Consider the following 13,390-nt stretch of genomic DNA (forward strand, 5'->3'; position numbering starts at 1 on the left):
TGGGCTTTGGCTAGGATGCCGGAGCCAGGAACTGTCTACTGCCAGAGCCAGCCCCGCAGTCCCAAACATCCAAATAAGGAAAATTGATGAAAAAGAAACTGATGGCAGCCGCAGCTTCGGCGGCGATAAGCCAGCTCGCTTGGGGGCAATCCAATGTAACAGTCTACGGCATGCTCGATGCCGGCCTGGCCTTCGAAAGCGGAAATAAGGCGGGCTCGATCACCAAGGTTGGCAGCGGTATCGCCGGCGGCTCACGGCTGGGTTTCAAGGGCACCGAAGACCTGGGCGGGGGCACCAAGGCCTTGTTCGTAATCGAGAGCGGCCTCCAGGTCGACACCGGCGCATCGGGCCAGGGCGGCTTGGCGTTCGGGCGGCAGAGCTTCGTCGGCATCAGCAATGAACAGGCAGGCACGCTGACGCTGGGCCGCCAGTATGCGCCGCACTATCTCGCGACCGTGTTTGCCGACCCCTTCTCCAGCGGCACCTCGGCCGACGAAAAAAACCTGATCACTGCCGTATCGGATGGCGGACGCATGAGTAACAGCATCAAGTATGCAAGCCCGCAGTGGAAGGGCTTTAGCGGAGAAGCCGCATATTCAGCAGGGGAAATCGCCGGCGACAGCACAGCAGGGCGTGCGGCCGGCTTCGCCATCGCCTACGACGCGGCGCCACTGTCAGTACGCGTGGCCTGGCACAATAAGAACAACGATACCACCACCACAAAGGCGGGTAGCGCGCGCAATACCTTCCTCGCGGCGACGTATGCGTTCCCGCTTGCCAAGCTCTACCTAGCCTATGGCATCAACAAGGGGCTATTCAGCTCAACGCTGCGCAATAGCGCCAATCCTTACGGCTACGCCGAGGTGCCGACAGCTGCATCGCTCACAGATGACAGCACCGATGCACTGGTCGGCGTGGCCGTGCCGCTAGGCGCGCATACGCTGCTCGCTTCATGGATCCACAAGGACGACAAGACTGCGGCAAACCGCGATGCTGACCAGCTCGGCCTGGGCTACCGCTACACTCTGTCGCAGCGCACCAACTTGTATGCGGTATACGCACGCATGCGCAACAAGAATGGCGCCAGCTACACGCTCGGTAATGCCAGCGATGGCGGCAGCGGCGATCGGGCCGTCAGTATGGGCATGCAGCACGCGTTTTGATGGCCGATTGTTGGTAGGGCAGTGTCGGTAGACTTATCCATCTGGACAAATCTACAAAGCTTGATAGCCAGTCCCGAAATGGGACTGGCATATGGCTATGCGTACACTGCCCCTGGCTCTTTAACCCCACAATAGTAGCTTTAAATTCTACTATGTCGATAATTTCATTCACAAAAGGAGGGACGTTTCCCATGTTAACATGGCAGGCACTCGGTCAATGTCGGCCAAGTCTGGCGCCTCGTGGCTGCGACGAAGCGTCAGAAATACCCCATTCGACGTAATTGGTCTGAAGGCAGAGATCAGATACATCAGCACAACTTGCTGCCGTGATCGCTGAAACCACCGTGCGGTGCTTGCCAATTACCTCAGAAATTTAGGAAACAAATAATGTCACTCAACCGTCAGTCGTCCGGCGAGAAACCGTCGGTATTTCTCAGGGGCTATGCAATCACCTTGGGCATCATCTTTGCCATCGTAGGGCTCTACCTAGTCTATGGTGGGGTGCAGCTCATTACCTTGGGCGGCTCACTGTACTACGCCCCGGCGGGGTTGGTACTACTGGGTGTCGCCATCCTTCTGGTTCGTCTGGACCTCCGGGCCGCCAGTTTGTACGCCGCGTTTTTTGTCGTGACTGCGGCCTGGGCTGTCTGGGAAACGGGACTCCAATTCTGACCACTCGCAGCGCGGTTGGGCATGTTTGCGGTCCTGGGACTACTGTTGGCTCTCTGTGTGCCGTTCATGCCGAACGCTCTTAAAGTTCAGCGTATCCGGCGAGCGTCCTACGGCGTCGCGGCACTCACTTCGGTGGCGCTGGTCACGGTATTCATCAACGCGTTCTTTCCCATCTGGATCGTCAAACCCGGGCAAGCCCCGCAAGCTGCGGCTGACTATGTCCCGTCGAATGAGCCCAAAAATTGGGTGGGCTTTGGCCGCACAGCATCGGGCGAGCAGTTTTCCCCGGATACGCAGATCACAAAGGACAACGTCAATCAGTTGAAGGTTGCCTGGACCATGCGCACCGGCGACATCTCGGCAGACGGACGGGAAAACCAGAACACCCCTCTGCAGATCGGCGACACGCTCTATCCGTGTACACAGACCGGACAAGTTTTCGCCGTTCGTGCCACGACTGGCGAAAAGCTCTGGCACTTCGATCCCAAGGTGACGCCCACGTCGACGGCCAACTGGATGCGCTGCCGCTCACTGGCTTACTATGAAATGCCGGGAATCGCGGACGACGCGCCGGGCAAGAAACGTCTCTACCTCACGACTGGTGACATGCGCCTGATTGCGCTGGATGCGACGAATGGCCGGATGATCCCTCAGTTTGGTCGCGACGGTACCGTGTTTCTGGCCAAGGGCATGGGGCAGGTCATTCCTGGCTTTTACAACCCGACTTCCGGCCCACTCCTGGCCGGTAACAACCTGATCGTGGGCGGCTGGGTCATGGACAATCAATCTGCCGACGAACCCTCGGGCGTGGTGCGCGCCTTCAGTGCAGCCACCGGAGAACTGGCATGGGCGTGGGACGTTGGCCGCCCTGGAAAAACCGGCGAACCGGCCGACGGGGAGACCTACACGCGAAGCACCCCAAACATGTGGGCCACGCCGAGCTACGATCCGAAATTGAACATGGTCTACCTGCCCACGGGTAACGGCACACCCGACCTATTCGGTGGAACACGTTCCGCGGCCACAGATCGGGTGAGCAGTTCAGTCGTTGCGCTTGATGCCACCACGGGCCAAGAGCGCTGGACTTTCCAGCTCGTTCATCATGATGTCTGGGACTATGACCTGCCGTCCAAACCCGTGCTCTACGACATGCCCGACGGCAAGGGTGGCCGCATTCCGGCGCTGGTTCAGGCGGCCAAGAATGGCCAAATTTATGTGCTGGACCGACGTTCGGGCAAGCCGATCACTCCGGTTGAAGAACGTGCGGTCCCGACCAACGGAGTGCCCGGCGAGCGCCTGTCGCCAACCCAGCCGTATTCGGTGGGCATGCCTTCGATGCGTGACGCAGTTCTGACCGAGGCAACGATGTGGGGCATCACCCCGATCGATCAGTTGAACTGCCGGATCCAGTTCAAAGGACTGCATTACGAAGGCGATTACACACCGCCGCAGTTGAAATGGTACCTTGAGAGTCCATCCTGGTATGGCACGACGAACTGGGGCGGTCAATCCATCGACAAGCAACATGACATCATGATCGTCAACGACATGCGGATCATGATGAAGGGTCGCTTGCTCAGCCGCGAGGTAGTGGACCAGCGCCTTGCCGGAAAAAAATCGGCAGGTGTCGGCGGCGTCATCCCGATGAAAAAGACCCCGTATGGTGCCGAACGCGGCATGGTGCAGTCGTTCCTCGGCGTGCCATGCACGAATCCCCCATTCGGCACCATGGCCGCCATCGACATGAGCACTCAGAAAGTGTTGTGGCATCGTTCGCTGGGAACCCCCGAACAATTCGGGCCGCTGGGCATCAAGACCCATATGCCGATCGAACTGGGCATGCCGACTCTCGGTGGCGCAGTGACCACGGGTTCGGGCCTGGTCTTTTTCTCAGCGACGTCTGACTACTATCTGCGCGCACTCGACGTGATGACCGGCAATGTTCTCTGGAAAAGCGCGATCCCTGTCGGAGGCGGATCGACCCCACTTGTATTCACGTCGCCCGAGAACGGCAAACAGTATGTTGTCGTCACGGCAAGTGGCTCACGCTCGGCGCCGGATCATGGTGACTACATCATCGCTTACACGCTGCCGTAACGAGCGCAGTAAAACTTTCCGGAATTCGGAACTCGGCTGCCGCGTCCTTACGCGAACGGTACTATGAGGTGTACTGTCAATAGCGGACACTCTTGTTTCAAGCCGCCTGTGGTTGTTTGCTGAATTTTTCAGCAAACGATGCGGGCGGCACATTGCCGAGGCGCGAGTGGCACTTCTGGCGGCTGTAAAAGCTTTCTGAGTATTAGCATCCAAACCACCGCACTTTAGCTTTCGGTTCCCGCCACCGTTTCGCATTCGAAACCAACCACCAATTCCCAGTGGCTTCAACCGCCAGTCGCGTATATCCGACGATGTGGGAACTCAAAAGCCACGGCATGGTTAACCGTCACCGCATGCACTGATCCCACCACAACTAAAATCAACCGCCACTTGGTTCGTCGACATTTCCTCACGGGTAACGCAGCAACAAGGTGTTGTTTCAGCTCGGCTCACCGCCTTGGCACACCAATATCGACGACAAATAATTGATACCATCTATCCAATACACCCATTGCAATTTATTTGCCATACAATTATATTGATTGACATAAAAACACCAAATTGAGGAAAATTCAACGTGTACAACCAAATTTTCTTCACCAATGTCCTGCGCCTTCTGGATGAACTGGGCATCTCCAAAAATGAACTGTCCGACCGCGCGGACATGTCGGTGTCGTTCCTGTCCGATCTGACTAATGGCAAGGCCAATCCCTCGCTCAAGATCATGGAGTCGATCGCCAAAGCCCTCGACGTGACGCTACCTGCCCTGCTGGAAATGACCGACTTGGACCAGGAATCGCTCGACATGCTCGCGGGTGGCAAGGCGCCGAGCAGCCTGCCGCCCGGCTATGTGCGCATGGCGGCGGTGCTCACCGAGTACCAGGCATTTCAGGTGCACCAGTGGAATGATACGAATCGGAAGAACATCGCGGGCGGCAAGCAAGCAGACGGCTGACTGGCGTAAATGCGCCACCACCTGCGCACGCGCTGTAAATTCATATCTTCAGTGAAATAGTCAACCAGTATCGGCACCTAACACCGACCTGATCAAAAAATAAGCAGATGAGGTTTGCGCCAAGTCTAATCAAGCTATTTTTCACGGTATATCCTTTGCATATGTGAAATGCATTGATGCAGCAGGGGTATACCAATCATGGCTGATACCGAAGATTTTTCCACGCTGAAGGACCGGGCCCGGCGCAAGCTGGAGCGCGACATGGGTCCCTTGCTAATGGCGGCGCTGAACGATCCGCGCACCGTGGAAATCATGCTCAATGCCGACGGCCGGCTATGGCAGGAGCGGCTGGGCGAGCGGATGCAGTGCATCGGCACGCTGCGCGCGGCGCAGGCCGAAGCCATCGTCAAGACCGTGGCAGGCTACCATGGCAAGGAAGTCACGCGCGGCAAACCCCTGCTGGAAGGCGAACTACCGCTCGATGGCTCACGCTTCGCCGGCCAGCTACCTCCAGTCGTGCTCTCCCCCACTTTTGCCATCCGCAAGAAAGCCATTGCAATCTACACGCTGGACGAGTATGTCGCCACCGGCAACATGACGACGCGCCAACGCAGCGTCCTGCAGCAGGCAGTTGCCAGTCACCGCAACATCCTCGTCACCGGCGGCACTGGCTCCGGCAAGACTACCCTGGTCAACGCCATCATCAACGAAATGGTCCTCTGCGATCCCGGCGAGCGTATCTTCATCATCGAAGACACGGGAGAAATCCAGTGCGCCGCGGAGAACTTCGTGCAGTACCACACTTCTTTCGACGTCTCCATGACGGCCCTGCTGAAAGCAACCCTACGCATGCGCCCTGACCGCATCCTTGTCGGCGAAGTACGGGGACCCGAGGCGCTGGACTTGCTCGACGCATGGAATACGGGCCACGAGGGTGGCGCTGCCACCCTGCACGCGAACAATCCGGCGGCGGGCCTCGTCCGCCTCAAGTCCCTCATCACCCGCAACGCATCGGCTCCGGCCGACATTGAGCCACTGATCGGCGAGGTGGTCCACATGGTCGTGCATATCGCCCGCACTCCTTCCGGCCGCAGCGTCCAGGAAATCCTTGAGGTTTCCGGCTACGCGGACGGCCGCTATCTCACCCACCTACCCTGAGGAGCTCCCGATGGTTACATTTCTGCCAGGCCCGCCGAGCCCCATCCACGCCAAGACGCAGTTCTGGCTATGCGCGGCCGTCATAGTCCTGCTATTTCTGTCATTGCCGCACCAGGCCAATGCCGCAGCCGGTACCGGCGGCTCACTGCCCTATGAAAGCTGGCTGGAGAACCTGCGCAATTCCGTCACCGGGCCGGTGGCCTTCGCGCTGTCCATTATCGGCATCGTCATCGCCGGCGGCGTGCTCATTTTTGGCGGCGACTTAAATGGCTTCTTCCGCACCTTGATCTTCATCGTACTGGTCATGGCGCTGCTGGTGGGCGCGCAAAACGTGATGAGCACCTTCTTCGGGCGCGGCGCAGAAATCGCGGCAGCAAGCGACATGCTGTGCGGCGGCATACGCCATGCCGCGCTGTGCACCGGCGCACGGTTGGCATAGCCATGGCCCTGCGCGCCATCCCCATCCGCCGTGCGGGCAACCGGCACAACCTGTTCATGGGCGGTGACCGCGAACTTGTCATGTTTGCTGGCCTGCTGGCCTTCGCGCTAATTTTCAGCGCGCAGGAACTGCGGGCAACAGTGGTGGGACTGTTGCTGTGGACGGGCGCCCTGTTCGCCTGCCGCCTGATGGCCAAGCATGATCCGAAGCTGCGCCAGGTGTACCTGCGCCACCGCCGCTACCGGCGCTACTATGCCGCGCGCAGCACGCCCTTCCGCGTCAACACAGCCGGCCAGGGGAGGCAATACAAATGACTGAAGCGATCTCTATTGCCATTGCGGCTTGCGGCTGCCTGATGCTGGTCATCCTGTATGCCCGCATCCGCGCAGCTAGTGCCGGCATGCGGCTGAAACAGCACCGCTCGCGCGATGCAGGGCTGGCCGACCTGCTGAACTATGCCGCCATGGTCGACGACGGCGTCATCGTCGGCAAGAACGGCTCTTTCACGGCGGCCTGGATCTACCGAGGCGGGGACAACGCCAGCAGCACGGAACAGCAGCGCGAATTGGTCTCCTTCCGCATCAACCAAGCGTTGTCCGGGCTGGGCAGCGGCTGGATGATCCACGTCGACGCGGTGCGGCGGCCCGCACCCGGCTATGCAGCCGCCGGCCAGTCCCACTTCCCCGATCCGGTTTCCGCCGCCATCGACGAGGAACGCCGCCGCCTGTTCGAAGGTCTGGGCACCATGCACGAAGGCTACTTCGTCTTCAGCGCCACCTACCTTCCGCCGCTGCTGGCACAAAGCAGATTCGTTGAGCTGATGTTCGACGATGAAGCGGCGACACCCGGCCACAAGGCGCGCACACAGGGTTTGATCGATTTCTTCAGACGCGAGTGCGCCAGCATCGAGTCGCGCTTATCGTCTGCCGTAGCGCTGGAACGCCTGCGCGGCAAGGAGGTCATCGGCGAAGATGGCAGCTGCGCCACCCATGACGCGCTGCTGCGCTGGCTGCAGTTTTGCATCACCGGCATCAACCACCCGGTCATCCTGCCCCGCAATCCCATGTACCTCGACGCCGTGATCGGCGGCCAGGAGCTGTTCGGCGGCGTCGTGCCCCGGATAGGCCGCAAGTTCGTCCAGGCGGTCGCCATCGAGGGCTTCCCGTTGGAGTCCACGCCCGGCATCCTCACCGCGCTTGGCGAACTGGCATGCGAATACCGCTGGTCCTCGCGCTTCATCTTCATGGATACCCACGAGGCAGTCAGCCACCTCGACAAGTTCCGCAAGAAGTGGCGGCAGAAGATACGCGGTTTCTTCGACCAGGTATTCAATACCAGCACCGGCCCCGTGGACCAAGATGCGCTGTCGATGGTGGCCGATGCGGAGGCGGCCATTGCGGAGGTCAACAGCGGCCTGGTGGCGCAGGGCTACTACACGAGCGTTGTGATCTTGATGGACGAGGACCGGGAAAGACTCGACGCCGCCGCGCGCCAGGTCGAGAAAGCGATCAACCGCACCGGCTTTGCAGCGCGGGTGGAGTCGGTCAACACCATGGACGCCTACCTGGGCAGCCTGCCCGGCCATGGCGTGGAGAATGTGCGGCGTCCCTTGATCAACACCATGAACCTGGCCGACCTGCTCCCCACGAGCACCATCTGGACAGGACTGGACAAGGCACCCTGCCCTTTGTATCCGCCACTGGCGCCAGCCCTGATGCACTGCGTGACGCATGGCGACACGCGCAGCGACCGCGCCTGGGCCATGGAGTGGATCGACACCATCCTCTCCCTGAACAATGTCGAGACGACGCCCGCCCAGCGCAACGAAATCGGTAACGCCATCATGAGCATGCATGCCAGCGGCGCAAAGACCCTTTCCGAATTCGCGCTGACGATCCAGGATGAAGCGGTGCGCCAGGCGATACGCCCCTATACGGTCGAGGGCAGCATGGGGCACCTGCTCGATGCCGAGGAAGACGGCCTGTCGCTGTCCGACTTCACTGTCTTCGAGATCGAGGAACTGATGGGCATGGGCGAAAAATATGCGCTTCCCACCCTGCTATACCTGTTTCGCCGCATCGAGCGCAGCCTGCAGGGCCAGCCTGCCGCCATCATCCTCGACGAAGCGTGGCTCGCGCTGGGCCACCCCGCCTTCCGCGCCCGCATACGCATCTGGCTAAAAGTGCTGGCGAAGGCGAATTGCCTGGTGCTGATGGCCACCCAAAGCCTGTCCGACGCGGCCAACTCCGGCATCCTTGACGTGCTGGTGGAATCGACAGCCACCAAGATTTTCTTGCCCAACGTCTATGCGCGCGATGAAGACACGGCGGCGCTGTACCGCCGCATGGGCTTGAACGCGCGCCAGATCGAAATTCTCGCCACGGCCATCCCGAAGCGCCAGTACTACTATGTCTCGGAGCACGGGCGGCGCCTGTACGACCTGGCATTAGGGCCGCTGGCCATGGCCTTCGTCGGCGCCACGGACAAGGAATCGGTGGCCGCGGTCAAGGCACTGGAAGCCAAGCATGGCAGTGCATGGACCAGCGCTTGGCTGGCCAGCCGGGGACTGAACCTGGACGACTACGGAGGCGCAGCATGAACATTGCCCGCATAATTAGATCGTTGCGCACTGCAGGAAACCGCAAAGCACCTGCGCAAGACGAATTCCTGGAAGGCGGCCGCCGAAGTGGCGAAAACGACAATCCGTACCTGTCCGCGCGGCGCACCTGGAACGATCATGCGGCCCAAGCCGCATCGTCGCGCCAGACTTGGCAGCTGCTGGCTGTGCTGTCGCTGCTGATTGCCCTGGCCGCTGTTGGCGGCATGGTCCATGTCGCCAGCCAGTCCAGGTTCGTGCCCTATGTGGTCGAGGTCGACAAGCTGGGCCAGCCCTTCGCTGTGGCGCCGGCGCAGCTGGCACTCGCGGCAGACCCGCGCGTGGTGCGCGCCGCCGCAGCATCCTTCGTTGGCGACGCGCGCCTGGTCACGCCGGACATCGCGCTGCAGCGCAAGGCCATCTACCGGCTGTACTCGATGCTGGCGGCAAACGACCCGGCCACGGCCAAGGCAAACGAATGGCTGAACGGTACCGATGAAAGCAGCCCGCTCAAGCGCGCCACTAGGGAAACCGTCAGCACCGAGATCATTTCCGCCCTGCCGCAGACGGCCGATACCTGGCAGGTCGACTGGACGGAAACGGTGCGCGACCGCCAGGGCGTCTTGACTGCGCCGCCGTTCCGCATGCGTGCGCTGCTCACCGTGTACACCGTGGCCGCCACGCCCCAGACCACGGAAGAACAGCTGCGCAACAACCCGCTGGGCATCTATATCCGCGATTTTTCGTGGGCAAAACAACTCTGAGGAGGCTTTCCATGAAATCCATCTTCCTGGTACTGATGCTGGGCCTCGCCGCCACTCATGCAACAGCAGGACCGGACGGCAAGAGCATCGCCGACGGTTACTTCTCCGGCAAGAATCTGGCGCTGACCCAGCAAGAGAAAAACGCGATCGCCATTGCCCAGCGCTGGCGCAGTGCCAGCGGCACGGGCATCCAGCCCGTGCCGGGCAAGGACGGCACGATCCGCTTTCTCTTTGGAGCCCAGCAGCCCGGCATCGTGTGCGCCGTACTGCAGGTGTGCGATATCGAGCTGCAGGCGGGCGAACAGGTCAACTCCATCCACCTGGGCGACACGGCGCGCTGGACGGTGGAGCCGGCCATCACGGGCAGCGGCCCCGCCGAAGTCCAGCACCTCATCATCAAGCCACTCGACGTAGGACTGGAAACCTCGCTGATCGTCACCACCAGCAGGCGTACCTACCATTTCCGGCTACGCTCGCACCGCAGCGAATTCATGCCGCGCATCGCCTTCACCTATATTGAAGACGCAGCCGCCAAATGGGATGCCCTCAAGACCCGCGATACCCGGGAAAAGCAGGAACGCACCATCGCGCAGACCGGTGAATACCTGGGCGACCTCAGTTTTGCCTATGTCGTGACGGGTTCCGCGCCCTGGAAACCCGTCCGCGTGTACAACAACGGCAGCAAAACCATCATCCAGATGCCGCTGGCGATGGCGCAGACGGAAGCGCCCACCCTGCTGGTGGTGCGCAGGGATGGCGGCCTGTTCAGCGAGGATGAAACGGCGATGGTCAACTACCGCCTGCAGGGCGACCGCTACATCGTCGACACGGTCTTCGACAAGGCCATTCTGATTGCCGGTGCAGGCCGCGCGCAGGACAAAGTCACCATCACGCGGGAGAAATGAACATGCGCGCACAGATGATCCTGCCCTTGCTGCTGGCCTGCCTCGCAGGCTGCGCCGGAAACCAGGCCGCTGGCGTGACAGCCTATGGCAATCTGCTCACGGTGCCAGTGCCTGCGCAGGAAAGTAGAATCGCCGCCGATGCGGCGGCCCGGCTCGTGGCCAGCTACCCGCCAGCCCACACCCGCTTTACCCTGCAACATGCGGCGCAGGACGGCTTCGGAGCCAAACTGCTGGGACAGTTGCGTGCGCAAGGCTATGCCATTGCGGAATTCACCGCCACGGTGGCGCCCAACTCTCCGCTGCCATCCTCGCCAAGTGTGGGAGCCACTCCCCTGCGTTACGTGCTGGACCTGGCCAGCGAGCCCGATCTGGTCCGCCTCACGCTGTATACCGGCGGCGAGTCGCTGACGCGCGCCTATCTGGTCCAGGGCGACGCCGCACGGCCGGCCAGCGCGTGGATACACAGGGAGGCCGGGCCATGAGCGACGATGAAGACATGTCACCGGACGCCTCGCCCGACAGCGTCCGCAAGAAGTCCGGCGTGCGGCGCGTCAACAACCTGCCCGTCTACCTGATTGGCGGCGCAATGGGCATCTTCCTGCTCGTGATGGCCCTGGTAGCCTGGGACCGCTCGGCCCAGCAAAACCGCCCGGTAGATCCGCTGGAGGCAAAGGCTGGCAGCACCAGCATGTTTGCCAAGGAAATCGCCGGCAGCGAGAAGGACGGCTTCGTCGCGCCTGCAAAGGCCACAGTTCCCGGCCAACCCGATATGCAGCTGCCCCCGACCGGCGCCATTATCGTGGCCCGCCCCGATGATTTGGAGGCGCCGCCGCGGCCACCAGGCAACACTCTGCCACCAGAAGAGCAGCGCGGCCTGGAGGAGCGCGAGCGAATGCGCATGGACAAGCTGCGTCAGCTCGACGAGGCGGTCCGCTCCAAGACGACGGTCCAGGCCATCGCCCCGCGCAGCGCCGGTTCGGCGCTTGGCGGCAACGGCCCGCTCACGCGCGAAGAAGCCCTCACGCAAATGGCGGCCCTGCAGCAGCAGGCCGACGCACAGGCGAGCGACAACCCGGCTGCCGCCTACCAGGCCAGGCTGCAGCAGTTACAGGCGATGGGTCTCGGTGGCAGCACTGCCTCTGCGGCCGATGTGGCAGGACCCGTGCCGCTCGGGGACGCCACCGCTGGCGGCAAAAACTACCGCCAGTTCGATATGCCAGGCCAGGGCGACCGCTGGCGGCTGGACTCGCGCGCGGAAGCGCCCCGCTCGCCGTACGAACTGCGGGCGGGCTTCGTCGTCCCGGCCATGCTCATTTCCGGCATCAATTCGGACCTGCCAGGCCAAATCGTGGCCCAGGTCAGCCAGGACGTGTTCGACACAGCGACGGGAAAATGGCGCTTGATACCGCAGGGTTCACGGCTGGTCGGCCAGTACTCCAGCGACGTCGCCTATGGCCAGTCGCGCGTGCTGGTCGCCTGGCAGCGCATCGTCTTCCCCGACGGCAAGGCCATGGATATCGGCAGCATGCCCGGTGCAGACAGTGCGGGCTATGCCGGCTTCCGCGATCAGGTCAACAACCATTACTTCCGCCTGTTTTCCTCGGCCTTCCTGATGTCCGGCGTGACGGCAGGCATTGCCATGAGCCAGCCGCAAACCGTTGACTTGGCCACGCGCCAGAGCGCCAGCAGCGCCATGAGCGAGGCGCTGGGACAGCAACTTGGCCAGGTGACCGCCCAGTTGATCGCCAGGAACATGAATATTGCGCCAACGCTGGAAATCCGGCCCGGCTACCGCTTCAATGTCATCGTCACAAAAGACCTCACCTTTTCCCGCCCCTACAAGGCATTCGACTACTGACGGCAAGGAGCATGCATAATGGACAAAACTTTAGCGGCTAAAATCATGGCGGGCATGGTGCTCTGCATTCCCATCGCCATGCAGCCGGCCCGTGCGGGTCTGCCGGTCATCGATGCCAGCAACCTGTCGCAGAACAGCGTAAGCGCCCTGGAAAACGTGGCGCATACGCTCAAGCAGATACAGCAGTACCGGACCCAGCTGCAGCAATACCAGAATATGCTACAAAATACCGCCGCGCCGCCGGCCTTCATCTGGGACCCGGCCAACCGGACCATGAACCTGCTGCGGCGCGAGATCGATACGCTCGGCTACTACAAAAGCAGCTTGGGCAGCATTGATGCCTACCTGCGCAAGTACCGCAGTGTCAGCGACTACCGGGGCTCGCCCTGCTTCTCGGTGCGCGGCTGCACGCAGACAGAATGGGCGGCGATGAGCGACGCGCAGCGCCTCGGCTCGGATGCGCAGAAACGCTCGACCGACGCCCTCTTCCGGGGCCTGGACCGCCAGCAGGATGCCATGGAGGCCGACGCGCGCCAGCTGATGAAACTGCAGGCGGCGGCACAAGGCGCCAGCGGGCAGATGCAGGCCATCGGCTATGCCAACCAGATGGCCAGCCAGCAAGCCACACAGCTACTGCAGATACGCGGCCTGCTGATTTCGCAACAGAACGTCATTGCGACGCGCTACCAGAGCCTGGCCGACCGCGAGGCGATGCAGCGCGCCTCGGACGAGGTTGTACTGAGCAACACCTATCGACCCAGCCCTGCGCGCGGCTGGTAAGGA

The 13,390-nt window shown here is 61.6% G+C and carries 13 protein-coding genes; all 13 read left to right on the forward strand.

The genetic code is table 11. The annotated features are described in order from the left end of the window. Positions 1-86: 86 nt before the first annotated feature. The 13 genes from ACQ4W6_RS10495 (at position 87) to trbJ (ending at position 13,387) form a co-directional block, all read left to right on the forward strand. Positions 87-1,163 (forward strand): porin, encoded by a 1,077-nt coding sequence (locus ACQ4W6_RS10495; protein ID WP_436567136.1) that lies wholly within the window; start codon positions 87-89, stop codon positions 1,161-1,163. A gap of 387 nt (positions 1,164-1,550) precedes the next feature. Then, complete coding sequence (locus ACQ4W6_RS10500; protein ID WP_436567137.1) at positions 1,551-1,835, forward strand: hypothetical protein; 285 nt, start codon at positions 1,551-1,553, stop codon at positions 1,833-1,835. 66 nt (positions 1,836-1,901) lie between these two features. Then, complete coding sequence (locus ACQ4W6_RS10505) at positions 1,902-3,932, forward strand: outer membrane protein assembly factor BamB family protein (protein ID WP_436567138.1); 2,031 nt, start codon at positions 1,902-1,904, stop codon at positions 3,930-3,932. Positions 3,933-4,509: 577 nt separating this feature from the next. Next, positions 4,510-4,887, forward strand: coding sequence for a transcriptional regulator (locus ACQ4W6_RS10510; RefSeq protein ID WP_436567139.1), 378 nt, complete (start codon positions 4,510-4,512; stop codon positions 4,885-4,887). 198 nt (positions 4,888-5,085) lie between these two features. Then, positions 5,086-6,045, forward strand: coding sequence for a P-type conjugative transfer ATPase TrbB (gene trbB, locus ACQ4W6_RS10515; RefSeq protein WP_436567140.1), 960 nt, complete (start codon positions 5,086-5,088; stop codon positions 6,043-6,045). A gap of 10 nt (positions 6,046-6,055) precedes the next feature. Next, positions 6,056-6,484, forward strand: coding sequence for a conjugal transfer system pilin TrbC (gene trbC / locus ACQ4W6_RS10520; RefSeq protein ID WP_436567141.1), 429 nt, complete (start codon positions 6,056-6,058; stop codon positions 6,482-6,484). A 2-nt stretch (positions 6,485-6,486) separates the two neighbouring features. Then, positions 6,487-6,798: a conjugal transfer protein TrbD gene (locus ACQ4W6_RS10525; protein WP_436567142.1), complete on the forward strand. Its 312-nt coding sequence runs from the start codon at positions 6,487-6,489 to the stop codon at positions 6,796-6,798. Then, positions 6,795-9,083 carry a VirB4 family type IV secretion/conjugal transfer ATPase gene (locus ACQ4W6_RS10530; RefSeq protein WP_436567143.1) on the forward strand — a complete coding sequence of 763 codons (2,289 nt, stop codon included), beginning with the start codon at positions 6,795-6,797 and terminating at the stop codon, positions 9,081-9,083. The genes ACQ4W6_RS10525 and ACQ4W6_RS10530 overlap by 4 nt, the downstream gene beginning before the upstream one ends. After that, the gene (locus tag ACQ4W6_RS10535) at positions 9,080-9,844 is read left to right on the forward strand and encodes a VirB8/TrbF family protein (protein WP_436567144.1); all 765 of its coding nucleotides are present in this window, start codon (positions 9,080-9,082) and stop codon (positions 9,842-9,844) included. Before ACQ4W6_RS10530 ends, ACQ4W6_RS10535 begins: the two co-directional genes overlap by 4 nt. 11 nt (positions 9,845-9,855) lie before the next feature. Continuing rightward, on the forward strand, positions 9,856-10,749 hold the full coding sequence (trbG, locus tag ACQ4W6_RS10540) for a P-type conjugative transfer protein TrbG (RefSeq protein WP_436567145.1): 894 nt from the start codon (positions 9,856-9,858) through the stop codon (positions 10,747-10,749). Continuing rightward, positions 10,746-11,231, forward strand: a complete 486-nt coding sequence (locus ACQ4W6_RS10545) for a conjugal transfer lipoprotein TrbH (protein ID WP_436567146.1) — start codon at positions 10,746-10,748, stop codon at positions 11,229-11,231. The genes trbG and ACQ4W6_RS10545 overlap by 4 nt, the downstream gene beginning before the upstream one ends. Continuing rightward, complete coding sequence (locus ACQ4W6_RS10550) at positions 11,228-12,607, forward strand: TrbI/VirB10 family protein (RefSeq protein WP_436567147.1); 1,380 nt, start codon at positions 11,228-11,230, stop codon at positions 12,605-12,607. The genes ACQ4W6_RS10545 and ACQ4W6_RS10550 overlap by 4 nt, the downstream gene beginning before the upstream one ends. A gap of 18 nt (positions 12,608-12,625) precedes the next feature. After that, positions 12,626-13,387 carry a P-type conjugative transfer protein TrbJ gene (gene trbJ / locus ACQ4W6_RS10555; protein ID WP_436567148.1) on the forward strand — a complete coding sequence of 254 codons (762 nt, stop codon included), beginning with the start codon at positions 12,626-12,628 and terminating at the stop codon, positions 13,385-13,387. Positions 13,388-13,390: the final 3 nt, after the last annotated feature.

The sequence above is a fragment of the Janthinobacterium woesei genome, from assembly GCF_051380875.1.
Lineage (GTDB): Bacteria > Pseudomonadota > Gammaproteobacteria > Burkholderiales > Burkholderiaceae_D > Janthinobacterium.

Bases quoted from the DNA above. Each gene is read 5' to 3' on its own strand.
- ACQ4W6_RS10495 (WP_436567136.1), top strand. From the start codon at position 87: ATGAAAAAGAAACTGATGGCAGCCGCAGCTTCGGCGGCGATAAGCCAG.
- ACQ4W6_RS10525 (WP_436567142.1), top strand. From the start codon at position 6,487: ATGGCCCTGCGCGCCATCCCCATCCGCCGTGCGGGCAACCGGCACAAC.
- ACQ4W6_RS10535 (WP_436567144.1), top strand. From the start codon at position 9,080: ATGAACATTGCCCGCATAATTAGATCGTTGCGCACTGCAGGAAACCGC.
- ACQ4W6_RS10500 (WP_436567137.1), top strand. From the start codon at position 1,551: ATGTCACTCAACCGTCAGTCGTCCGGCGAGAAACCGTCGGTATTTCTC.
- ACQ4W6_RS10545 (WP_436567146.1), top strand. From the start codon at position 10,746: ATGAACATGCGCGCACAGATGATCCTGCCCTTGCTGCTGGCCTGCCTC.
- trbG (WP_436567145.1), top strand. From the start codon at position 9,856: ATGAAATCCATCTTCCTGGTACTGATGCTGGGCCTCGCCGCCACTCAT.
- ACQ4W6_RS10530 (WP_436567143.1), top strand. From the start codon at position 6,795: ATGACTGAAGCGATCTCTATTGCCATTGCGGCTTGCGGCTGCCTGATG.
- trbB (WP_436567140.1), top strand. From the start codon at position 5,086: ATGGCTGATACCGAAGATTTTTCCACGCTGAAGGACCGGGCCCGGCGC.
- ACQ4W6_RS10505 (WP_436567138.1), top strand. From the start codon at position 1,902: ATGCCGAACGCTCTTAAAGTTCAGCGTATCCGGCGAGCGTCCTACGGC.
- trbC (WP_436567141.1), top strand. From the start codon at position 6,056: ATGGTTACATTTCTGCCAGGCCCGCCGAGCCCCATCCACGCCAAGACG.
- trbJ (WP_436567148.1), top strand. From the start codon at position 12,626: ATGGACAAAACTTTAGCGGCTAAAATCATGGCGGGCATGGTGCTCTGC.
- ACQ4W6_RS10550 (WP_436567147.1), top strand. From the start codon at position 11,228: ATGAGCGACGATGAAGACATGTCACCGGACGCCTCGCCCGACAGCGTC.